Source organism: Rhizobium sp. BK619 (genome assembly GCF_014195245.1).
Taxonomy (GTDB): Bacteria; Pseudomonadota; Alphaproteobacteria; order Rhizobiales; family Rhizobiaceae; genus Rhizobium; species Rhizobium acidisoli.
Window position 1 is genome coordinate 172,883 of record NZ_JACIBH010000014.1, and the last position, 22,547, is coordinate 195,429.

The following is a 22,547-nucleotide window of genomic DNA, read 5'->3' on the forward strand; positions in this document are numbered from 1 at the left end:
TCTGCAAATGGAGAAGACTGAGGTATTTGAGAAGCATCAGATGCTCCCGCGTCGCGCGCCAGCTTAATCGAGTGATGCGAGATCACGCCTGCCGTGAAGGACGCGCACGATATTGACGGTTTGGATGGGTCCTTCGTCCGTGTCCGGAACGGTCTCATAGAGCACAACAAACGGCGCTTCGACCAACATGCGCGCGCCCGGCCGGATTTCCGGTCGGCGCCTGCCGATACGCGGCTGCTCGATCAGCAACTTCGCCTTCCGCTCGAAGTTATCAAAAAGCCGCTCGGCTGCCTGCGGCTGTTCCAGACCGACCTGGACATAGATGTCACGAACGTCGGCCAGGGCCTGGGGCAACCAAACGAGATCAACGGGCATTGTTCAGGGCAGCGCTCAGTTCCTGACGAGCCTCTTCGCGGAGTTTGTCGAAATCGACCCGCACGGGGTCGCCGCTGGCCTTGCCTTCGTCCCAAAGTTCCCGCAAGCGTTTGGCATCAGCCTGCCGAGCTTCCCATTTGGCCTCCCAGTCGCGGACTGCTTCGCGCACGATTTCACTTGTGGTGGCGTAGGCGCCGGTCTTGACCGCGTCGCGAAGCAGGGCCGCCTGATGCGTGGTAACGGCCACGCTCACTTTCTCGACATTCGGCATTTCACGTCTCCTGGACCTTATAGTAGTAAAGTTTACTACCGTCTCGACACTCTGCCAAGTACCCATCTCAATTCGATTCCGGAGATTTTCCAACCGTAGTCGCCGGTCGCTCAGCGCCGCGTGCCGGCAAAACGTCAGGGCCGGATGCATTCGACGCCAAGCAGGATGAAATACGCGACATTGCGGGTCACGAGTTTCAGCCCATGTTCCAGCGCCGCGGCGGCGATCCGCTTCATAAGATCGGCAAAGAGCGATCAGGCCATGGCTCCCACGTGAAAGGCATCGCTTTCGCCCGGCACCAGTTCAAGCGGCCAGACAATATTGCGCCCCCCTTCAGGATAGAACGCGCGATAGGCCGGCATGTTGGCGAGAAGCATTTGGCCGAGCGCGACGCCAAGATCGTAGAGCGACATGCGGAAGCAACTGAGCGAGGGTTCCAGGAACCGCGCACGCGGCGCGTCACGGAAACCGATCACCGCAAGGTCGCGGCCGGGCATGACGCCCGATTCCATCAGGCGGCGATAAAGACCGATCGCCATCAGTTCGTAGATCAGGATCACCGCCGTCGGCCGTCCTTCAAGCAGAAGCAGTTCATGCGCCGCCTGATAGCCGCCCTGTTCGCTCGACTTGACGCGGATGACGAGCGACGGATCGAAAGCAATATTGTGGCGTTCGAGTGCGCGGCGATAACTCTCGAGAAAGAGATAGCCGAGGTTGACCTCGCTCGACGGCGCCGTGATTGCAATCCGGCGGTGGCCGCGCGCGACCAGCCGGTCGACGGCGCGCTCGGCCACGCCTTCGAAATCGAGATCGATCCAGGGGAAATTGCCTGGGGAAAGGCTGCGGCCGACCGCAACGAAGGGGATCTTTGCCCGCGACAGAAGATCGATGCGCCGGTCGATGCGCTGCGTATTCGAGATGATCATTGCATCGACGATGTGGCGCGCCACAATGCGCTTCAGATATTCGTGCGGATCCTCGTCGCTCGGGCAGGGCAGCATGATCAGGTCGAGTTTGTGGCGGGCAAAGACGCTTTGCAGGCCGCTGGTGACGCCGAGGAAGAAGTTGTCGGCATTTTCGACCGACTCCATGCTGGATTCGATCATCAGCCCGATGACCTTTGTCTCTCCTTGTCTGAGACTCCGTCCCGACTGGTTGGCGACGTAACCGAGTTCCTCGGCCGCCGCCAGCACGCGCTGCCGGGTTTCCTCATTGACATCGGGCTTGCCATTCAGCGCCCGGGAGACCGTGCCGATCGAAATATCCAGGTGTTCGGCAAGCTGGCGAATCCCCTTCATCGGCCGCTTTTTCCTGGAGCATGATGTCGTCCTAAAACTGCGCGGTTTTCGGACGACATCATGCTCCTCCTTCTCTGATTTAGATCCATCCGGATCCGGGTCCGCAATTTCGTATTTGGCGTCTCTTGACATCGCAAAGTCTTTCCGCCAACATTCGTAAACGTTTACGGAGTGCGTGTCACCAGGAGAGTTGGCGCCATTCCCCGGAGGAAATCGTGAAATTCAGTGCCATTCTGTGCGGGTGCGGAGCTATGTCCAAAGGTTGGTTGCGCGCCATCGCGTCCAACCCTCAACTGGCTGACTCCATTGCCATTGTCGGCCTCGTCGACCTCAACCGCGAGACGGCGGAAAAGCTTGCCGCCGAGTTCGGCCTCGAGAGCGCCGTCATCGGTTCGGATCTCTCCGAGGTCATCGCTGCCACCAAGGCCGACCTGGTCTTCGACATCGTCATTCCGGCCGCCCGTTACGATGTCGTTTCGACGGCGCTCGAGGCCGGCTGCCATGTGCTCAGCGAAAAGCCGATGGCCGCCTCGCTCACCGAGGGCGCCGCGCTGGTCGATCTCGCCGCGCAAACCGGCCGCATCCACGCCGTCATCCAGAACCGTCGCTTCATATCCGGCATCCGCCGCCTGCGCCGTTTCGTCGACAGCGGCGCCATCGGCGAACTCACCGGCATCCATTGCGACTTTTTCCTCGCACCGCATTTCGGCGGTTTCCGCGAGGAGATGGACAATGTCCTGCTGCTCGATATGGCGATTCACACCTTCGATGCCGCCCGCTATGTCGCCGACTGCAAGCCGCTTGCCGTCTATTGCGTCGAGCGCAATCCGAAGGGGTCGTGGTACCGGCACGGTGCTTCGGCCAATGCCATCTTCGAGTTTTCCGACGATATCGTCTTCACCTATCGCGGCTCCTGGTGCGCCGAGGGTGAGCGCACTAGTTGGGAAAGCCGGTGGCGCCTCGTCGGCTCGAAGGGCATGCTCACCTGGGACGGCGAGGAGAAATTCAACGCGACCGTTGCCGGCAAGGAACCCGGCCTTTTGCGCGGCTCTACTTCCGTAAACGTTCCCGGCCCGGAACATGACGCGGAAACCCACGGCCACGCCAGCGTCATTGCCGATTTCATCGCGGCGATCCGCACCGGCAAACAGCCCGAGACGGTCAATTCCGACAATATCAGAAGCCTCGCCATGGTCTTCGGCGCGATCGAAAGCGCCAAGACCGGCAAGCGTATCGAAATTTCAGCATAGGATGACGTGACGTGAGCAACCCTGCAAAATCCATTCGCATCGGCACCATGGTCAGCGGCAACAAGGGCGATGCCGCCACGCGCATCGGCGAGATCGCCGACATGGGCTTCGAAAGCTTCGAACCCTTCTTCTGGCAGACGACCAAGGGCCAGAACCTTGCCGAGCTCGGCAAGCGTTGCCTCGACGCGATCGGCGACCGCGACATCACCATCTCGACGCTCGGCATGTTCGGCAATCCGCTGGAAGAGAGCGCCATCGACCTCGAGACCCTGCAGGGCTGGAAGGACTGCATCGACAATGCCCATCATTTCGGCGCGACCTGCGTTGCCGGCTTCACCGGCCGCGTCCGCGGCAAGCCGCTGACCGACAGCCTGGCCCGCTACAAGCAGATCTGGAGCGAGCTTGCCAAGCGCGCCGCCGACAAGGGCATCAAGATCGCCTTCGAAAATTGCGCCATGGACGGCAACTGGCAAAGCGGCGATTGGAACATCGCCCATAATCCAGATGCCTGGGAACTGATCTTCAACGAGACGCCGGATGATCATATCGGGCTGGAATGGGAGCCGTGCCATCAGATGGTCTATCTGATCGACCCGATGCCGCAGATCCGCAAATGGGCGCATAAATTCTTCCACGTTCACGGCAAGGACGCGACCATCCGCTGGGAGGTCATCAAGGAACACGGCATTTTCGGCAAGGAAAAATTCGTCTTCATGCGCACGCCGGGCTTCGGCGACAGTAACTGGACCGACATTATTTCCGAGCTGCGGCTTGCCGGCTGGTCCGGCTCGATCGACATCGAAGGCTGGCACGATCCGGTCTATCGCGACGAACTCGAAATGACCGGCCAGGTCTATGCGCTCAACCATCTCAAGCATGCCCGGGGCGGCGAATTCGTCGCCGATCCGGCCTAATGAAATCGGTTCCGGCAAGGAGGAATCGCCGGAACCGGGGATAACCACAAAGGAGGAGAACCATGGCTATCCGCAAATATGCAATTCTCGGCGCTCTGGCGCTTGCAGGCGTTTCACTCTTCGGCCTTTCGGCCAAAGCCGAGGACGTCACGCTGACGCTCTGGTCGCTGGACAAGGACACCCAGCCGGCGCCCAATCTCGTCAAGGAATTCAACGCCCAGAACAACGGCATCAAGATCGAATATCGGCTGATCCAGTTCGACGACGTCGTCACCGAGGCGATGCGCGCCTATGCCACCGGCCAGGCGCCCGACATCATCGCCGTCGACAATCCCGAGCATGCGATGTTCTCATCGCGCGGCGCCTTCCTCGACCTCACCGACATGATCGCCAAGTCGACCGTCATCAAGCCGGACAATTATTTCCCCGGCCCGCTGAAATCGGTGGAATGGGACGGCAAATATTACGGCGTGCCGAAGGCGACGAACACGATCGCGCTCTACTACAACAAGGACATGTTCAAGGCCAAGGGCCTCGATCCGAACAAGCCGCCGCAGACCTGGGACGAACTGGTCGAGGATGCGCGCAAGCTGACCGACCCCGCCAAGAACGTCTACGGCCTGGCTTTTTCGGCCAAGGCCAACGAGGAGGGCACCTTCCAGTTCCTGCCCTGGGCGCAGATGGGCGGCGGCAGCTATGAGCATATCAATGCCGACGGCGCGGTGAAGGCGCTCGGGATCTGGAAGACGATCATGGACGAGAAGCTCGCTTCTCCGGATACGCTGACACGCGGCCAGTGGGATTCCACCGGCACGTTCAACTCCGGCAATGCGGCCATGGCGATCTCCGGTCCCTGGGAACTCGACCGCATGACGCAGGAAGCGAAATTCGACTGGGGCGTCACCCTGCTTCCGGTTCCGAAGGAAGGGGCTGAGCGCTCCTCGGCCATGGGCGACTTCAACTGGGCGATCTTCGCCAGCAGCAAACATCCGGCCGAAGCCTTCAAGGCGCTCGAATATTTCGCCTCGCAGGACGACAAGATGTTCAAGAACTTCGGTCAGCTTCCGGCCCGTTCCGACATCTCCATCCCCGAGAGCGGCCAGCCGCTGAAGGACGCCGCCCTCAAGGTCTTCCTCGAACAGCTGAAATACGCCAAGCCGCGCGGGCCGCACCCGCAATGGCCGAAGATCTCCAAGGCGATCCAGGACGCCATCCAGGCGGCGCTGACCGGCCAGATGAGCCCGAAGGACGCGCTCGACCAGGCCGCGGATAAGATCAAGTCTGTATTGGGCTAGCTAGCGTCGAGCCAGCCGTTCGCTCCCTCTTCTCCCCGGCGGGGGTCCGAAGGACGGGGCGAGACACGTGGCTCGACCCAGGTACGGATGCCCGAAGGGCAGATGAGGGGGGTGAGGGACGCCAGCGACGAACGTTCTGAACGCAAGTGAAGAACAATTGCCGCCGAACTCGCCGCCCCCTCATCCGACCCTTCGGGCCACCTTCTCCCCGCTGGGGAGAAGAGACAGATCAACCATTTCCTCCCGGCAGGGGCCGTCTATCGCATCATGCGCCAGGCGGCCCCGATCGGAGCATCGGAGGACGCATGAAGAGGATCCTGATGAGCGTCAGGGACGGCCGCGGTTTCGATATCGTGCTCGTCGCTTTCCCGCTCGGCTTTCTGTTCCTGATGGCGGGGCTTCCGCTCATCTACAATGTGGTGATGAGTTTCCAGGAGGTCGACATGTTCAGCCTCGGGACCTTCTCGCGTCCCTTTGTCGGCTTCAAGAATTATACCGACCTCTTCGCGCAGCCGGAAACGCTGCCGATCCTCTACAACACCGTCATCTTCGTCACCGGCTCGATCGCCGGACAGTTCCTGATCGGCTTCGGCCTGGCGCTGTTCTTCTGGGTCAATTTTCCCGGCGCCTCGTGGATGCGCGGCCTGTTCCTCGTCTCCTGGGTGATGCCCGGCCTCGTCGTCGGCGCCATCTGGAACTGGATTCTCTCAGGCGATTTCGGCGTGCTGAATTTCATCCTGAGGGAAAGCGGCATCATCTCCGGCAATATCTTCTGGCGCTCGGACCCGCATTATTCGCTCTATGCGGTGATCATCGCCAATATCTGGCTCGGCACCTCGTTCAACATGATCCTGCTGTCCGTCGGCCTCGCCGGCATTCCCGCCGATCTTTATGAAGCGGCCGAACTCGACGGCGCCAATGTCTGGCAGCGCTTCTGGACGATCACGCTGCCGATGATGCGCTCGACCATCGGCGCCATCATCGCGCTCGGCCTGATCTTCACCCTGCAGCAGTTCGATCTTTTCGCCGCCATCACCTCGGGCGGGCCGAACAATTCGTCGAACGTCACGCAATATTGGGCCTGGGATCTTTCCTTCCGGCAATATGATTTCGCCAAGGGGGCGACGATCTCCGTCATCATGATCGTCTTCGTCATGTTCGCATCGGTAGTCTATGTCCGGTCCACACGCCATGAGGTGCGCGGATGAGCACGACGACGAACCGCGACCGCCTGATGCTGGCAATATCGATCATCATGGCGGCGATCTACCTCTTCCCCCTCTACTGGATGTACATCACCGCGCTGAAAAGCGGCTCGGAAATGTTCGCGACGCCACCCAGCTTCTGGCCGGCCGCCCCGCAATGGGGCACCTACACCACTGTCTGGGAAAGCCGCGACATGGGCCGCTATCTCTGGAACTCGCTGGTCATCGCTCTCGGCTCCATGGCGCTTATCACCGTGCTCGGCGTCGGCTGCGCCTATGTGCTCGCCAGATACCGCAATGTCTGGGTGGATATCGGTCTGTTCCTGATCCTGATGCTGCAGGTTCTGCCGGCCTCGCTGATGATCACGCCGATCTTCGTCGGCTTCTCGCAGATCGGCATGCTCTCCTATCCGCGGCTCGCCGTCATCATCGCGGTCGCGGCCAAGAGCATGCCCTTCTTCGTCATCCTGGTGCGCGCCACCTTCATGAGCGTTCCCCAGGAACTGGAGGAAGCGGCCCTCGTTGATGGCAATTCGCGCGTCGGCGCCTTCTTCAACATCGTGCTGCCGCTCGCCCGCAACGGCATTCTTGTCAGCGCCATCCTCATCTTCATGCAGGCCTTCGGCGAATTCGTCTATTCGAAGTCGATGATCCAGGCGGTCGACCTTCAGCCGGCAAGCGTCGGTCTCAACTCCTTCATGGGACCGAACACTAATGAGTGGAACAACATCATGGCCTACGCCACGATGTATGTGACGCCGATCCTTGCCATCTTCGTTCTCTTGCAGCGCCGCATCGTATCCGGCCTCACCTCTGGAGCCCTCAAATGACCACACAGATCGAGCTCAGAGGCGTCAACAAATATTACGGCGCCTTCCACGCCCTGAAGAACATCGACCTTTCTATTGCCAAGGGCACCTTCGTCGCACTCGTCGGCCCCTCGGGCTGCGGCAAGTCCACGCTGCTGCGTTCGCTTGCCGGCCTCGAAAGCATCTCGACCGGCGACCTCCGGATTGCCGGCGAATTGATGAACGGCGTGCCGCCGCGCAAGCGTGACGTCGCCATGGTGTTTCAGTCCTATGCGCTCTATCCGCATATGACGGTCGAGGAAAACCTGACCTACAGCCTGCGTATCCGCGGCATTGCCAAGGCGGAGGCCAAAAAGGCGGCGGAAGAGGTGGCGGCGACAACGGGTCTTTCGCATCTCCTCAAGCGTTATCCGCGCGAGCTCTCCGGCGGCCAGCGCCAACGTGTGGCCATGAGCCGCGCCATCATCCGCCATCCCAAGGCCTTCCTGTTCGACGAGCCGCTTTCCAACCTCGATGCGGCGCTGCGCGTTCATATGCGCAAGGAAATCCGGTCGCTGCACGACCGGCTGAACGCGACCTTCGTTTACGTGACCCACGACCAGGTCGAGGCCATGACGATGGCCGACCATGTGGTGGTGATGCGCGACGGCATCATCGAACAGCAGGGCGCGCCGCTCGAACTTTACGACCGGCCGGCAAACCGGTTCGTCGCCGGCTTCATCGGCTCGCCAGCGATGAATTTCATCCCCGCGATCGTCGCCGAGGATGGAAAGAGCCTGATCCTGGATTTCGGTGCGGTGAAAGAGACGCTTGCGATATCGCGCGCCGTCGAGCCCGGGCGCAAGCTCGTCGCCGGCATCCGGCCGGAACATATCGGCGTCGTCGAAGCCGGGCATGGCAGCTTCGACGTGCCGATCGCCTTCGTCGAATCGACCGGCTCGTCGACCTTCATCGTCGCGGAAACCCAGCCGGAATTGACGATCGTCGAGACGCGCCGCGACAGGGTCAAGACCGGAGACAGGATCGGACTTTCGATCGATCCGGGGCAGATCCATCTGTTCGACGCATCGACGGACCGTGTGATATAACATCGCCGACGCAGAGACGCTGACGGCTTCATTAAACCATCATCAGCCTCTGCGAAGGGATTGCTCCCGCGCGAGTCACTCCGTCACATCTGCAGCATCCGGATCTTCATCATGACATCCTCCCCGATTTCAGCGCGCCTTTCCCCAACGGCGTCGTCCCGTCTCGTCGTGCTTGCCGAAGCGGTGGTGAAGGCCGGCGAAACCGCTCGCGGCTCGCTGCGGCGGCGAACCTCTCGGGAAATGCTCGCCAAGGCGCCGCGCGACTATCAGACCGAGATCGATGTCGCCGTCGAGCGGATCATCGTCGACGAAATGACCAAGGCCTTCCCGGACTATGCCATTCAGGGCGAGGAAGCCGTCGGCAACCGCACGGCGGGGCCGGAAACGCCGATCATCTATATCGATCCGATCGACGGCACCACCAATTACGCCTGGGGCCTCCCGCATTTCGGCATGACGATCGCGATCGCCGAGGGCGGTAGGCTCGTCGCCGGCGTCGTCTATGACGCCATGCAGGACGAGCTGTTCAGCGCCGAGCGCGGCGGCGGCGCCTATCTCGACGGTGAGCGCATCCGCTGCGCCGATGTCGGCGACATCGAAAACGTGCTCATCGGCGCCGGCCTGCCGATCCCCGGCCAGGTCAAGGCAGTTGCCGAAGAGACCTATTTCGACGCCATCAAACGGCTGATGGCCAATACGGCAGGCGTGCGCCGGCTCGGCTCGGCGGCCCTGTCGATCGCCTATGTCGCCTGCGGCCGGCTGGACGGATTTTTCGAGGACGGGCTTTCGATCCATGATTTCGGCGCCTCGGCGCTGATGGTCGAAGAGGCGGGCGGCATCGTCACCCGGTTTTCCGGCGCAGACGTCAAAGGTCCGGGCGATATCCTCGCCGCCAGCAAGGCGCTGTATCCCTGGCTCAGGGAAGGCTTCCTGGCGAAGGCGTAATTGCTTTATACCGGCAGCAACCGTCCGAGCTCCGCACTGGTCCTTGCCGGCGCTCCCTGGTGAACGAGCGTATTGTCGCGGAAGACGAAGAAGCTCGTAAAACGCGGCTCGACCTTCATCCCAGCCTCTATCCGATCGTCGGGCGCCACCATTGCCTTCAGGCGGCTGCCATCGGCAAGATCGACATCGACCATCTTGTGCGTGCCGAAATCGACGATGCGATGGACGCTGGCCGCGTCCGCTCGGTCCGAAGGACGGATGGTCAGCGCTTCCGGGCGGGTGGCCAGCGTCACCGGCCCGTCCTCGACGGGAACGGCAAGCGGGAAGAGCGGATGGTCGCAGACGCCGTTTCGGGTGCGGCTCTGGACGAAATTCATCGAGCCGATGAAACCGGCGACGAAGGCCGTCTGCGGCTGCCGGTAGATGGTGCTCGGCGGCGCGATCTGCTCGGTGCGTCCGTCGCGCATGACGACGATGCGGTCGGCAAGCGCCAGGGCCTCGTCCTGGCCATGGGTAACGAAGAGCGTGGTTATGCCGAGGCGCTGCTGGATATCGCGCACTTCTTCCCGCAGCCTTTCGCGCAGGTGCTGGTCGAGGCTGGCGAAGGGCTCGTCGAGCAGCAGGATCTTCGGCTCGAGCACCAGCGAACGCGCAAGCGCCACGCGCTGCTGCTGCCCGCCCGACAGCTGCGTCGTCATCCGCCGCCCGTAATCGGCAAGGCCGACCATATCAAGTGCGTTCTCGACGCGCGCACGGATTTCGGATTTCGGCAGCCGCCGCAGCTTCAGGCCGAAGGCGATATTGTTGAAGACATCCATATGCGTCCAGAGCGCGTGGCTCTGAAACACCATGCCGGTCGGACGTCGCTCGGGCGGCAGGTTCGTCACATCCCTGGCATCGATGCGGATCGTTCCGCCGCTCGGACGCTCGAAGCCGCCGATCATTCTGAGAAGCGTCGACTTACCGGAGCCGGAGGGGCCGAGCAGACAGACAAGTTCGCCGTCGCCGACTTCGAGCGAAAAGTCGTTCACGGCAAAGGTGGTTCCGAACAGCTTCGAAACGCTCTCAATCGCCAGATGTGCCATTCTCAAACCTTTCCTCAATTGAGGCTTCTCAGGCGCCAAAACCTCTGGCAAAGGCGCCGGTGCCGATAACGCGGCGGGCAAACGTCAGCGCGATGAACGACGGCACCCACAGCATGACGGAAAGCACGGCGCCGTATTGCACGACGATCTGATTGTTGATGAAGCTGATCATCAGCACCGGCATGGTGCGGATCCCCGGCGCGCCGATCAGCCAGGCGCCTTCGGTCTCGTAGAAGGTGCCGACGAAGGTCAAGAGCAAGGCGGCTGATATCGTCGGTGCGGCCTGCGGCAGGGTGATCGACCAAAAGACGCGCAGCGGTGCAGCACCGGCATCGCGGGCCGCCTCTTCCATGCGCCGGTCGACATTCTGGAAGGCTGCGACCGGGATCCAGATCATCAGCATCAGCGTGCCGACGAGCTGGATCAGCACGACGCCCCAGAAGGTGCTGATCAGGCCGAGCTGCAGGAAGATGCCGGCAATGGCGACCAGCAGACCGAATTTCGGGAAGGCATGCGATGCGAGAAATGACAGGAACAGGATGTTCCGGCCGGGAAAACGCAGGCGCGCAAAAGCATAGGCCGCGGGAAGGCAGATGACGGCGGACAGGAGCGTCACCGTCGTCGTCAGCCGCAGGCTGAGAAACAGGGCATCCCAGACATCCGGTCGCGCCAGCGTCTGGCCCCAGAAGCGCAGACCGAACTGCTGCGGGATCACCGACGGGTAGCGCCAGATCTCGGTGAAGGCCCAGGTGCCGACGACGATCAGCGGCAGCGCGATGAACAGCGTCAGCAGGCAGGCGAAGATGAGGCCGAGCCAGTCGAAGCGGAGGCTGATGCGCGATCTGCCGGCACTCATGGCCGGGCCTCGCGGTTGCGGGCGATCGACCGGATGTAGAAAATGCCGAAGACCAGGCAGAAGCCGAATGTGATGACGGCCTGGGTCATGGCATCAAGCGGATCGTTCATGTCGGCGAAGGTGCGCTGCATGAACGGCCCCATCATTTCAGGCGATGCCGGGCCGAGCACATAGGGAAGGGTGAAGGCGGAGAAGATGCCGAGTACGGCGAAGGACGCGGTGACCAGCAGCGAATTGCCCATGCGCGGCAGGATGATCGAGATGAAGACCCGAAGCGGCCTTGCGCCGACGTCGCGGGCGGCCTCGATGGCGCTGTTCGAAACGGAGGAGAGGCCGGCCGTCAGCATCAGCACCGTCAGCGGAAGATTGTCCCAGACGAGGCCGATGACCGGTCCCCATGGCGTCAGATAGGGCGTGCGCAGCTTGGGCAGGCCGACGGAATTCAGCAACAGGTCGACGGTGCCGTTCGGCCCGACGGTCCTGATCAGCGCATAGGCGAGGATGATCGACGGCACGAACATCGGAAAGATCGCCAGGCCCTGCACGTAAGCCGCAAGGCGCCCTTGCGAGAAACGGAGGTAAAGCGCGATCGGAAAGCCGATCGCCAGCAGCAGGACGCCGCAGACGGCGGTGGTCCAGAGCGTCAGCCACAGATTGCCGAGGCTGTAGCCATCGGTAAAGAAGAAGCGGTAGGAGGCAAGTGAGAAGGCCGTCGCGCCATCTGGGCCTCGAACAAGAATCGTGCCGAAAACCGCCGAAAAGATCGGAAAGACGATCAGCCAGGCAAGCAGGAAGACCGGCAGGGCGACGAGGAGGAGCCCGATCGAGCTCCCCCTGCTGACGGATTGGTGACGGCGCGGTGCCGCCAGCGCGGTCTCGGCGGACATCAGGTGCGGCTGATACCGGGAGCGACGCTGCGGTACCAGCCGTCGTTGATCGCCTTTTCCCAATCGCCGCTCGGGAAGGTCGGAATGGTCGACGGAATGACGTCGGCATATTTCTTGCGCAGATCGTCGGAAATATGGTCCCAGGAGATGGCGGGGAAGCCGCCGATCTGGGTGATGATTGCTTCCTGCATCTCCTTCGTCAGCATGAAGGCGGCAAGCTTCAGCGCCGCATCCTTGTTGGCGCCGTTCGAGAAGACCGTGATGCTGGAGAAGCCGCCGCAAAGGGCGAGATCGCCAAGCTGCACCAGGCCGGTCGTCTCAGGCAGCACGCCCTGGGCGATCGCCTGCAGCACCTGGTCCGACCAGACCGGCACCATGGTGACGACACCCTGGGCAAGCAGCTGGATCGACTGGGTATTGCCCGATGTATAGGCGCCCTTGTCGTAGAGCGAAGGGGCGAGGTCATTGAGGATCTTCCAGGCCGGCGTCAGCGCCTCGGTGCCGTAGTCCGCCGTGTAATTGTCGACCTTGAATTTCTTCGGATCGCGGCCGTTCACCTCATGAATGGCGCGGCGGACGAAGTTGCTGCCCGAACCGCCCTTGTCCGGACGGTTGTAGATGAACTGGCCCGGATTGGCCTTGATCCAGGTGGTGAGCTGCTCCCAGCTCTTCGGAGCATCCTTCGGATCGAGCTTGGTCGTGTCGTAGGCAAGCAGAACCTGCGAGCCGCGATAGGGAAGCGAGTAGGGAGTGTCGAGGGCAAGCGGATTGATATGGTCGTAGCCTTCGATGTTCTCGGAGGACAGTTTCACCCAGAGGCCGGCATCGATGCCGCCCGCCGGCAGGCGCGGATCGAACTGCTCGAAAAGATCGGCCTGCGGATCGGTTTTGGTCTTGAGCGCCGCGAGCGCGCGGTCGGCGATGGCGCGCAGGCCGTTATTGTCGCCGGCATCGGTCACCTTCAGGGCGACTTCAGGATGGGCCTTTTGGAAGGCCGGGCGGATGATGTTGTTCCAGAGGTCGATGATATTGGCGTCCGAACCGCTGTAGAGATCGATCGTGCCGGCCGCCGCCGATGCGAAGCGCGGAAGGGCCAGAAGACCGGCCGCAGCCGACGATGTGATCAGAAATTCACGCCTGTTCATAATCCATCTCCATCAGGTATCGAGGCTCTGCCTCCGCAGGATTGTTCAGGACTTTGCTAGCGCCGGCGCGTAACATCGACATGACAGGATTGGCGCTATTCGGAGAGAATTGCACAGCTGTGCTGATTTCCGCCCATATGGAAATCGGCGGCTGCAGACACTATCTCTGGGCAAACAAGGAGACACCCAATGACCGAAGAACGTGCAGTGCTCGCCGGTGGCTGCTTCTGGGGCATGCAGGACCTCATCCGCCGGTACAAAGGCGTGATTTCGACCCGCGTCGGCTATACCGGCGGCGACGTGCCGAACGCCACCTACCGCAACCACGGAACCCATGCCGAGGCGATCGAGATCATCTTCGACCCCGCAAGGATCAGCTATCGCGAAATCCTCGAATTCTTCTTCCAGATCCACGATCCGAGCACGCGCAACCGCCAGGGCAACGACGTCGGCGCGAGCTACCGCTCGGCAATCTTCTACACCAGCCCCGAGCAGGAGCGCGTCGCAAAGGATACGATCGCCGATGTCGACGCATCCGGCCTCTGGCCCGGCAAGGTCGTCACCAAAGTCGTGCCGGTGAGCGATTTCTGGGAAGCAGAGCCCGAGCACCAGGATTATCTGGAGCGGATCCCCAACGGCTATACCTGCCACTTCGTCCGGCCCGGCTGGAAACTGCCGATCCGCCAGAAGATCGCCTGACGCAATCATGCGTGCATGCCGGAAGCGACGCCGGCATGCACGGCACGTCCCGTCGGGTCAGAACCAGTATAATCGGCCAATGACGCACCATCTCATCGATGTCGTGCCCTCCACCGGCAATCGCAGATTGCAGCGGATCTTCACCTTGCTAAACTGATCCTAACATGCAACCTGTTTGCGTAACGGGTCCTCGGACTGGCCCATCGAATAAAGTAGAGTGAGTGTTATGGCGTTGGATCGTGCCGACTTTTATGATGCGGAATTGGCAAGACATAATCGGCATCTGCAAATTGCCGCCGGCGTTGGCGCGGATGATCGCGTGCTCGATATCGGCTGCGGTGCAGGGCAAACGACGCGCGAGGCCGCCCGCGCCGCAGCGCAAGGAGAAGCGCTCGGTGTGGACGTTTCGGCTGAGATGCTCGAGGTCGCAAGGCGGCGGAGTGCCGCGGAGGGTTTGCGAAATGTGGCTTTCGAGCAGGCAGACGCGCAGTCCCACATCTTCCTGCCGGCCAGTTTCGACCTTTGCATCAGCCGGTTCGGGGTAATGTTTTTTGCCGATCCGGCGGCCGCCTTTGCCAATATCGGCCGGGCGCTGCGGCCGGGCGCGCGCCTTGTGTGGATGGTGTGGCAGAGCCGGGAGCGCAACGCATGGTCCGGCGCCATCCGCCAAGCCCTCGGGACCGAAACTGCCGTTTCCGCAGGTGCTCCCGATCCGTATTCGCTCGGCGATCCCAGCGTTGCCACGGAGCTACTGAGGACGGCCGGCTTTACCTCGATCGACTTTGTCGACGTGCGGGAGCCGGTCTTCTATGGACCGGACGCCGATGCCGCATCCAATGCACTTGCCGGCCTCTATCTTGTCACGGACGCGCTCGACCGCACGAACGAACAGCCTGACAGGCCATTGCAGCGGCTGCGCGATTTAATGGAGGCGCATATGACCCCGGAGGGCGTGTTGTTCGATTCGCAGGCATGGATCATCACGGCTCGCCGGGCGCCGGGATAACGGACAGCGCGCCAATCTCACCGACAGTCAGCGCCATCCCCTGTCAATAGCGAGGAATATAGTCCAGGCCGCCATCGATCCGGGCAGGGCGCCCGTCCAGGAAAAGCTCGCCGATGCGCGGCGCCGAGCGGGCGACGACCTTGCCGCGCCGGATCACCGCCAGCCGGTTCGGCTTCAGCCGCAGCGCTTCCAGCGTGTCGCTCGCCTGGAGGATGACGAGGTCGGCGTTGCATCCCTTTTCCAGGCCATAGCCTGCAAGCCCCATCGTCCTCGCCGAATTGACGGTCAGCGCCTCGAAGATCCTCTTCTTGTCGTCGATGCCGGCCATCTGCGCGACATGGATCGCCATATGGCCGACCTCAAGCATGTCGCCCGATCCCATCGAGTACCAGGGGTCCATGACGCAATCGTGCCCGAAGGAAACATTAAGCCCCGCATCCATCAATTCGCGCACGCGGGTCATGCCGCGGCGTTTCGGATAGGTGTCGTGCCGGCCCTGGAGCATGATGTTGATCAGCGGATTGGGGATGACGTTGATCTCAGCCTCCGCCATCAGCGGAATGAGCTTGGAGACATAATAATTGTCCATCGAATGCATCGAGGTCAGATGCGAGCCGGCAACGCGCCCCTTGAGCCCGAAGCGAATGGTTTCCGCAGCCAGCGTCTCGATATGGCGCGAGTGCGGATCATCGGTTTCGTCGCAATGCATGTCGACCGGCAGGCCACGGTCGGCAGCGATGCGGCAGAGCGCCTCGACCGACGCCGTGCCTTCGCCCATCGTCCGTTCGAAGTGGGGAATGCCGCCAACGATGTCGACGCCCATGTCGAGAGCGCGGTTGAGGGTGTCGATCGCGCCGGGCGAGCGGTAATAGCCATCCTGAGGAAAGGCGACCAATTGCAGGTCGATATAGGGGGCGACCTTTTCGCGAACCTCGATCATCGCCTCGACGGTCACCAGTCTCGGATCGCTGGTGTCGACATGGCTGCGAATGAAGAGCAGCCCCTGGGTGACAGCCAGGTCGCAATAGCGCAACGCACGATCGACCAGCTCTTCTTTTGTCACGATCGGGCGAAGCTCGCCCCAGAGCGCGATTCCTTCAAGCAGCGTGCCGGATACATTCATGCGCGGCAAGCCGAGAGACAGGGTGGCATCCATATGGAAATGCGGATCGACGAAGGGTGGACTGACCAGCCGACCGGTCGCGTCGATCTCTTCACCCACCTGCGCCTGGAGATTGCGCTGAAGAGCGATGATCTTGCCGCCCTGGATGCCGATATCGACGTTCTTTCGGCCATCGGGGAGATTTGCATTTCTGACGATCAGATCGAACATCGGAACCTCGTTGGATGTGAGCGGTTTCAGCGTTCGCCGCGTCGATAGGGCTGCATCAGCGCCTGCGGAACGCGGGCGCGGCGGGCCATGACGGCAAGGGCGGCGATGGACAGGATATAGGGGGTCATCAGGAACAGCTGATAGGGCACAAGCCCGCTCAGCGCGGTTTGCAGACGAAGCTGAAAGGCGTCGAAAAAGGCAAAGAGCAGGGCGCCGAAAAGCGCGCGGCCGGGGCGCCAGGAGGCGAACACGACGAGTGCGATGCAGATCCAGCCGCGTCCCTGCACCATGGTCGGGAAGAAACTGTTGAACGCCGACAATGTCAGGAAGGCCCCGCCGATTGCCATCAGCGCGCTTCCCGCGATCACCGCGCCATAACGCACCTTCATTGGATTGACACCCTGTGCTTCCGCCGCATGCGGATTTTCACCGGTCATGCGGATCGCAAGCCCCACCGGTGTGCGAAAGATGATGTAGGCCATCAGCAGGGCGATGATGATCGCGAGATAGGTCGGCGCCGTCTGCGTGAAGAAGGCCGGCCCGATGAAAGGCAGGGTCGAAAGCCCAGGAATGGCGATCGGCTGGAACGGCACGATGGTGGGTGGCGTATTGGCAAGCGGCACGATCAGCCGGAAGACATAATAGCTGAAGCTGGAGGCAAACAGCGTGACGCCGAGACCGGAGACATGCTGGGAGAGACCGAGCGTCACGGTCAGCGACGCGTGCAGCAGGCCGAAGACGCCGCCGGCGATGCCGGCGATCAGAAGGCCGGTCCAGAGATCGGCGCCGTGATAAACGGAAAGCCAGCCGATCATCGCGCCGAAAGTCATGATGCCTTCTATGCCGAGATTGAGCACGCCGGCCCGTTCGCAGAGCAACGCGCCAAGCGTGCCGAAAATCAGCGGCGTGGCGATGCGCAGGATTGCCGCCCAGAGCCCCGCGGAACCGATGATGTCTAACAGTTGCATCATCGCCGGATCCTGTATTGGGTGAAGAACAGTGCGATCAGCATCGTCAACAGCGACAGCGCCACCGTGACATCGGCGATATAGGTGGGGATACCGAGGCCCCGGCTCATGCCGTCCGCGCCCACGAACATGGTGGCCGTGAAAATGGCGGCGAAGACGACCCCCAGCGGATTGAGGTTGGCAAGCATCGCGACAACAATGCCGGAATAGCCGAAACCCGGCGACAGATCGGTCGTCACGTAGCCCTTGACCCCCATCACCTCGATCGCTCCGGCCAGCCCCGCAAGCCCGCCGGACAGGCAGGCGACTTTCACCAAGGTCTTGCCGAGCGGGACGCCGGCGAAGATCGCGCCGGTGGGATTGAGGCCGGCGGCGCGCGACTGCATGCCGAACACGGTGCGGGACTGAAAAAAATGGACGACGACGGCCAGCCCGATGGCGATCGCAAAGCCGATATGCAGGCGTGAGCGGGCAATCAGCTTCGGCAGCATGGCGTGATCGCTGACCGATTGCGACTGCGGCCAGCCGAAGGCGAGGGGGTCCTTAAGAACGCCATCGATCAGCATCGAGACGAAAAGCACGGCAATGAAGTTCAGCAGGAGGCTGGTGACGACCTCATCGACCGAGAAGCGCAGCCTGAGCCAGAGGGGAATGAGAATGAGCACCATGCCGGCAATGGCGCCAATCAGCAGCAGCAGCGGAATCAGAATCGGGGCCGGAAGATTACCCAGCAGTTTCGAGCTCGCCGCGGCAACGGCGATAGCGCCGAGATAAAATTGGCCCTCGGCGCCGATATTCCAGAGCCGCGCCCGAAAAGCAACGGCGGCGGCAAGCCCCGTCAGCATCAGCGGCGTTGCCCGCGTCAGGGTTTCGGTTGCCGACAGCCGCGAGCCGAAGGCGCCGATCAGGATACGCCAATAGGCATCGAGCACCGGCGCGCCGGCAATGGCGATCAATATGCCCGCCAGCGCCAGCGCTGCGATCACCGCGATAACGGGCGTGACGATCAGCAGATAAAGCGGACGATGTTCGCGGCGTTCAAATCGCATGGCTGGTCTCGCGGGTCTCTTGCCATTCGCCGGCCATCATCAGCCCCAGCCTGCGGGCATCCGCGTCGTCGGCCTCGACGGGCGGCGACAGGCGGCCACCGACGATTGCCTGTATGCGATCGGCGAGCGCGATCACCTCGTCGAGATCTTCGGAAATCAGCAGTACGGCGGCCCCCTGCCGGCGGGCTTCGAGCAGGCGCGCGTGCACGGCCGCCACGGCCCCTTCGTCGAGTCCACGTGCGGGCTGCGCGGCGATCAGGATACGCGGCCGCCGATGCAGGTTGCGGCCGAGGATGAGCTTCTGCATATTGCCGCCGGAGAGCACCCGGGTACGCACGGCCGGCCCGCCGCCGCGAACATCGAATTCGTCGATGATCGCCCTTGCGAAGGCCATGCCGGCCTTGCGGTTGACAAGACCGCGGCGCGAGAAGGCCGGTGAGGCAAGGCGCTCCAGGACGGCATTCTCCCAGACCGCCATCTCGCCGATCACTCCCTCCGCGTTGCGGTCTTCAGGAATGCGGCCGATACCGGCGTCGACGACCTCAGCGACGCCGAGATTGCCGACGGCTTCGCCGAACAGCCGAAGGTCGCCGCCGCTGCGTGCCAGCGTGCCGGAGAGAAGGTGCGCCAACGCCGCCTGACCGTTGCCCGAAACGCCGATGATGCCGAGGATCTCGCCCTGGTGCAGCCGAAAGCTGATCGCTTTCAACCGATCGATGCCGTTCATGCGCACTGTGACATCGGCAGCTTCGAGCGCAACCGCGCCGGGCGTCGACGGCTCTCGCACCGGCCGCGTCACGCGGCGGCCGACCATCAGTTCGGCGAGTTCTGCCTTGCTGGTTTCGGACGCCTTGCGTTCGGCGACCATCTTGCCGCCACGCAGCACGACGATGCGGTCGGCTGCCGCCATCACCTCGTCGAGCTTGTGGGAAATGAAGATCAGCGACAGGCCCTGGCGGGCCATCTCCTTCAAGGTCGTAAACAGCCGTTCGGCCTCGATATTGGTCAGCACTGCCGTCGGCTCGTCGAGGATCAGGATGCGGGCTTCGTTATAGAGTGCCTTGAGGATCTCGACCCGTTGCTGCTCGCCGACCGACAAGTCGCCAACACGGGCATCCGGATCGACCTTGAGGCCGAAGCGCCCGGAAATCGCCAGGAGCTTCTTTCGCGCCGCTGCTGTTCCCGAGCGCCAGACCCACAGGCTTTCGGTGCCGGTCAAGACATTTTCGAGAACGGTCAGATTGGGTGCGAGCGAGAAGTGCTGATGCACCATGCCGACGCCGGCGCGGATCGCCGCACGCGGCTTGCCCTGCGGCACCTCCAGACCCTCGATCAGAATCCGGCCGGCATCGGGCATGTAATGGCCGAAAAGGATGCTCATCAGCGTGGTCTTGCCGGCGCCGTTTTCGCCGAGCAGAGCGACGACCTCACCCCGGGCAAGGGTCATGGAGATATCATCATTGGCAAGATTGTCGCCGAAGCGTTTGCTGACCCCGATAATCTCCAGCACAGGTCCAGTCATGACGGTAGTCCTGCGACTGGAAAAAGGTGCTGCCATCGCTCCTCGGCCTCCAGGCGTGCGGCAAGCAACAGTAACCGCGGCTCGTGAGCCATCGGCGCCATGATCTGCACCGGCAGCGGCATGCCATGCTCATCCTGTCCGAAAGGCAGCGTCAAAGCAGGAAAACCCGAAATATTACCGAGGCAGGCAAGCGGCGCGAATGCCGTCATCCGCTCGAGATGCAGATCCGTGTCGCCATGATCGGACGGAAAGGTGCCGATCGCAAGAGGCGCAGACGAGAGCATCGGCATCACGATGCAATCAACCCTGTCGAACAGCGCCCAGAGGTTATGGCTCACCAGGACGGCCTCGTTCAGCGTATCCCAGAGCATGGTGGCGGGAAGCGCCCGTCCGCGCGCCGCGAAGGCCTGCGTCAGAGGCTCGGCCCTGCTTTCATCGAGAGCTAGCGCCTTGATCAGCGCCGCGAGGTTGACGGAAACGATATCGGCGAAGGCGCGGCCGCTTGACGTGGCACTCCGTTCGAACTCGGCCCAGCTCAGCGGAACGAGCTCGTGTCCGTCGCTCTCGAAGGCGCGCGCCGCAGCCTCAACGGCTGCGAGCCGATCGCCCTCGGTCGGATAGACCGATCCGGTATCTGCCAGCAAGCCGATCCGCAAACGGCCGTTGCCGATGTCGACAGGAGAAGGATCCGGAAAGGGCCCTCGTGAATTGCCGCTCAGCCTGTCGAATATCCGCGCGGTATCCCGCACCGAGCGGCAAACCGCCAGTTCGCTGGCGATCCCGGCGAGGTGATTTCCAAAGGATGGTCCGCCCGGCATGGCGCCGCGTGTCGGCTTCATTCCGACAAGGCCGCAGCAGGCTGCGGGCACGCGGATCGAGCCGCCGGCATCGGTCGCGTGCGCAATGGCGACGATGCCTGCCGCAACCGCCGCTGCCGCACCGCCGGATGAGCCGCCTGGCGTCCGTGCCGGATCGAGTGGATTGCGGCAGATTGGCCCGACCGCCGGTTCGCTGGCAAGCGACAGTCCGAATTCCGGGCTCGTCGTCAAGCCGAACAGACAGAAGCCGGCGTCGCGGAACCGGGAAGCGAGGTCGGAATCGGCTTCGCCGCCTTTTCTTTCGAAGAGGCAGGACCCGGCCGCGACCGGCAGGCCGGCGAAAGGCCCGCCAAGATCCTTCGCCAAGGTCGGCACGCCGGCAAACGGCCTGGCGGCAAACTGTTCGGGCTCGCTCTGCCGTTCCCGGTCGCGGCCCTCCGCCGAGGCGAGGCCCATCGCTGCATCGAGATAGGCGATCGCGCCGAGCTGCTCTTGCCGCCGAGCGGCGTCAAGAGAAGCCCGCATCGCCTCTGCGGCGCTCAGCCTGCCATGCCTGATCGCTGCCGCCAGGTCTGTTGCATCGCCCTGCATGAGCCGAATTACTTCGGCTCTTCCATCATCTTCGGGACTTCGAAGGTGCCGGCCTTGATTTCCGCCCGCTTGGCTTCCATCGCAGCCTCGGCTTCAGCGGGCGCGACACCCTTGACGAAGACGATATCGCTGCCGCCTTCCTTCATCAGGCCGTAAGACGTGTAGTTTCTGCCGACCGGCTTTCCGGCAGCGACATCGGCAATTGCCGCATTCAGGATCGGGCGGAAGTACCACATGGCGTTGGCGAAGACTGTATCCGGGTAGCGCGGCGTATAGTCGATCAGCGAGCCGACCGACTTGATACCGCGCTCCTTGGCGGCATCGGCAGTGCCGATGCGCTCGCCGAACAGGATGTCGGCGCCGGCATCGATCTGGGCAAGACCAGCTTCCCGTGCCTTCGGCGGATCGAAGAAGGTGCCGATGAATGAGACCAGGTGCTTGGCGTCCGGATTGACGGCCTTGACGCCGGCAGCAAACGCATTGATCAGCATGTTGACCTCGGGGATCGGGATGGCGCCGACGGAGCCGACAACATTCGACTTGGTCATTTTGCCGGCCAGCATGCCGGCAAGATAGGCGCCGTCATGGTTCCAGGTGCCGAAGACACCAAAATTGTCGCCGGCCTGTTCGCCGCTCGAACCCAGCACGAAAGCGGTATCGGGATAATCGGCTGCGACCTGTCTGGCCTCTTTCTCCACCGCATAGGCTTCGCCAATGATCAGCTTGTTGCCCTGTTCGGCATATTCGCGCATGGCGCGCGGATAATCGGTGCCGGAGACGCCTTCGGAGAAGACATATTCGATGGCACCGTCCTTGGCTGCGTCCTGCAGGGCCTTATGCAGACAGGAGTTCCAGGCATTTTCGACCGGCGATGCATGGATGCCCGCAACCTTCAGCGGTGCGGCAGCTCTCGCCAGCGGGACAAAGCCGCTGACGCCAAGCGCAAGGCCCGACGCGATCACTGCCCGGCGTGAAATAAGGATGTCTTTGGTCATTGACTGCTCCCCTTTTTTTACCGTTTGGTTCAAAAATCATAGGTAGCGCCCAAAAATGTGTCAAGCGTCGAATGGGCTTAAAAATCAGGCTGTTCGATCCATCGCCCGGGTCCTTCAGTCGATTTTCTGAACTCGTATCGCGT

Annotated in this window: 22 protein-coding genes; 9 read left to right on the forward strand and 13 right to left on the reverse strand. The window is 62.3% G+C overall.

The window, feature by feature from the left end:
* Nucleotides 1-63: 63 nt before the first annotated feature.
* The 3 genes from FHX14_RS25730 to FHX14_RS25745 form a co-directional block, all read right to left on the reverse strand.
* Nucleotides 64-375, reverse strand: coding sequence for a type II toxin-antitoxin system RelE/ParE family toxin (locus FHX14_RS25730; RefSeq protein WP_003595653.1), 312 nt, complete (start codon nucleotides 373-375; stop codon nucleotides 64-66).
* The gene (locus FHX14_RS25735) at nucleotides 365-646 is read right to left on the reverse strand and encodes a type II toxin-antitoxin system ParD family antitoxin (RefSeq protein ID WP_003595651.1); all 282 of its coding nucleotides are present in this window, start codon (nucleotides 644-646) and stop codon (nucleotides 365-367) included. Before FHX14_RS25735 ends, FHX14_RS25730 begins: the two co-directional genes overlap by 11 nt.
* 254 nt (nucleotides 647-900) lie before the next feature.
* Nucleotides 901-1,944, reverse strand: coding sequence for a substrate-binding domain-containing protein (locus FHX14_RS25745; protein WP_184379586.1), 1,044 nt, complete (start codon nucleotides 1,942-1,944; stop codon nucleotides 901-903).
* A 215-nt stretch (nucleotides 1,945-2,159) separates the two neighbouring features.
* Between FHX14_RS25745 and FHX14_RS25750 the strand changes: the two genes are divergently transcribed.
* The 7 genes from FHX14_RS25750 to FHX14_RS25780 all read left to right on the forward strand — a co-directional run bounded on the left by FHX14_RS25750 (nucleotide 2,160) and on the right by FHX14_RS25780 (nucleotide 9,450).
* Nucleotides 2,160-3,194, forward strand: coding sequence for a Gfo/Idh/MocA family oxidoreductase (locus FHX14_RS25750; protein WP_184379588.1), 1,035 nt, complete (start codon nucleotides 2,160-2,162; stop codon nucleotides 3,192-3,194).
* Nucleotides 3,195-3,205: 11 nt separating this feature from the next.
* Nucleotides 3,206-4,108 carry a sugar phosphate isomerase/epimerase gene (locus FHX14_RS25755; protein WP_184379590.1) on the forward strand — a complete coding sequence of 301 codons (903 nt, stop codon included), beginning with the start codon at nucleotides 3,206-3,208 and terminating at the stop codon, nucleotides 4,106-4,108.
* Nucleotides 4,109-4,170: 62 nt separating this feature from the next.
* Complete coding sequence (locus FHX14_RS25760) at nucleotides 4,171-5,403, forward strand: sugar ABC transporter substrate-binding protein (RefSeq protein WP_184379592.1); 1,233 nt, start codon at nucleotides 4,171-4,173, stop codon at nucleotides 5,401-5,403.
* Between the two features lie 305 nt (nucleotides 5,404-5,708).
* Complete coding sequence (locus FHX14_RS25765; RefSeq protein ID WP_003595640.1) at nucleotides 5,709-6,611, forward strand: sugar ABC transporter permease; 903 nt, start codon at nucleotides 5,709-5,711, stop codon at nucleotides 6,609-6,611.
* On the forward strand, nucleotides 6,608-7,438 hold the full coding sequence (locus FHX14_RS25770) for a carbohydrate ABC transporter permease (protein WP_184379594.1): 831 nt from the start codon (nucleotides 6,608-6,610) through the stop codon (nucleotides 7,436-7,438). Before FHX14_RS25765 ends, FHX14_RS25770 begins: the two co-directional genes overlap by 4 nt.
* A complete protein-coding gene (locus FHX14_RS25775) occupies nucleotides 7,435-8,505 on the forward strand; it encodes an ABC transporter ATP-binding protein (protein ID WP_012560171.1) in 1,071 nt (356 codons plus the stop codon). The genes FHX14_RS25770 and FHX14_RS25775 overlap by 4 nt, the downstream gene beginning before the upstream one ends.
* Nucleotides 8,506-8,616: 111 nt before the next feature.
* A complete protein-coding gene (locus tag FHX14_RS25780; protein ID WP_184379596.1) occupies nucleotides 8,617-9,450 on the forward strand; it encodes an inositol monophosphatase family protein in 834 nt (277 codons plus the stop codon).
* Nucleotides 9,451-9,455: 5 nt separating this feature from the next.
* Here the strand turns inward: FHX14_RS25780 and FHX14_RS25785 are convergent, their stop codons facing one another.
* From FHX14_RS25785 to FHX14_RS25800, 4 genes are read right to left on the reverse strand one after another with little or no spacing between them, the layout of a single operon-like run.
* Nucleotides 9,456-10,535 (reverse strand): ABC transporter ATP-binding protein, encoded by a 1,080-nt coding sequence (locus FHX14_RS25785; protein ID WP_184379598.1) that lies wholly within the window; start codon nucleotides 10,533-10,535, stop codon nucleotides 9,456-9,458.
* Nucleotides 10,536-10,563: 28 nt separating this feature from the next.
* Entirely contained in the window at nucleotides 10,564-11,391 is an 828-nt protein-coding gene (locus tag FHX14_RS25790; RefSeq protein ID WP_179613010.1) for an ABC transporter permease subunit, read from the reverse strand.
* Nucleotides 11,388-12,278 carry an ABC transporter permease subunit gene (locus FHX14_RS25795; protein ID WP_184379600.1) on the reverse strand — a complete coding sequence of 297 codons (891 nt, stop codon included), beginning with the start codon at nucleotides 12,276-12,278 and terminating at the stop codon, nucleotides 11,388-11,390. The genes FHX14_RS25790 and FHX14_RS25795 overlap by 4 nt, the downstream gene beginning before the upstream one ends.
* A complete protein-coding gene (locus FHX14_RS25800) occupies nucleotides 12,278-13,423 on the reverse strand; it encodes an extracellular solute-binding protein (RefSeq protein ID WP_184379602.1) in 1,146 nt (381 codons plus the stop codon). Before FHX14_RS25800 ends, FHX14_RS25795 begins: the two co-directional genes overlap by 1 nt.
* Before the next feature lie 189 nt (nucleotides 13,424-13,612).
* Between FHX14_RS25800 and msrA the strand changes: the two genes are divergently transcribed.
* Both msrA and FHX14_RS25810 read left to right on the forward strand, forming a co-directional pair.
* A complete protein-coding gene (gene msrA / locus FHX14_RS25805; RefSeq protein WP_184379604.1) occupies nucleotides 13,613-14,122 on the forward strand; it encodes a peptide-methionine (S)-S-oxide reductase MsrA in 510 nt (169 codons plus the stop codon).
* Between the two features lie 226 nt (nucleotides 14,123-14,348).
* Nucleotides 14,349-15,128, forward strand: coding sequence for a class I SAM-dependent methyltransferase (locus tag FHX14_RS25810; protein ID WP_184379606.1), 780 nt, complete (start codon nucleotides 14,349-14,351; stop codon nucleotides 15,126-15,128).
* A gap of 43 nt (nucleotides 15,129-15,171) precedes the next feature.
* Here FHX14_RS25810 and FHX14_RS25815 read toward each other — a convergent pair whose 3' ends face one another.
* Genes FHX14_RS25815 through FHX14_RS25840 form a run of 6 tightly spaced genes read right to left on the reverse strand, consistent with a single transcriptional unit; the run spans nucleotide 15,172 to nucleotide 22,404 of the window.
* Complete coding sequence (locus FHX14_RS25815; protein WP_184379608.1) at nucleotides 15,172-16,461, reverse strand: amidohydrolase family protein; 1,290 nt, start codon at nucleotides 16,459-16,461, stop codon at nucleotides 15,172-15,174.
* A gap of 26 nt (nucleotides 16,462-16,487) precedes the next feature.
* Nucleotides 16,488-17,432, reverse strand: a complete 945-nt coding sequence (locus FHX14_RS25820) for an ABC transporter permease (RefSeq protein ID WP_184379610.1) — start codon at nucleotides 17,430-17,432, stop codon at nucleotides 16,488-16,490.
* Nucleotides 17,429-18,478 (reverse strand): ABC transporter permease, encoded by a 1,050-nt coding sequence (locus FHX14_RS25825; RefSeq protein WP_184379612.1) that lies wholly within the window; start codon nucleotides 18,476-18,478, stop codon nucleotides 17,429-17,431. The genes FHX14_RS25820 and FHX14_RS25825 overlap by 4 nt, the downstream gene beginning before the upstream one ends.
* Entirely contained in the window at nucleotides 18,468-20,000 is a 1,533-nt protein-coding gene (locus tag FHX14_RS25830; protein ID WP_003595616.1) for an ABC transporter ATP-binding protein, read from the reverse strand. The genes FHX14_RS25825 and FHX14_RS25830 overlap by 11 nt, the downstream gene beginning before the upstream one ends.
* Nucleotides 19,997-21,409: an amidase gene (locus FHX14_RS25835; protein WP_184379614.1), complete on the reverse strand. Its 1,413-nt coding sequence runs from the start codon at nucleotides 21,407-21,409 to the stop codon at nucleotides 19,997-19,999. Before FHX14_RS25835 ends, FHX14_RS25830 begins: the two co-directional genes overlap by 4 nt.
* Before the next feature lie 8 nt (nucleotides 21,410-21,417).
* The gene (locus FHX14_RS25840; protein ID WP_003595613.1) at nucleotides 21,418-22,404 is read right to left on the reverse strand and encodes a BMP family protein; all 987 of its coding nucleotides are present in this window, start codon (nucleotides 22,402-22,404) and stop codon (nucleotides 21,418-21,420) included.
* Between the last annotated feature and the right edge of the window lie 143 nt (nucleotides 22,405-22,547).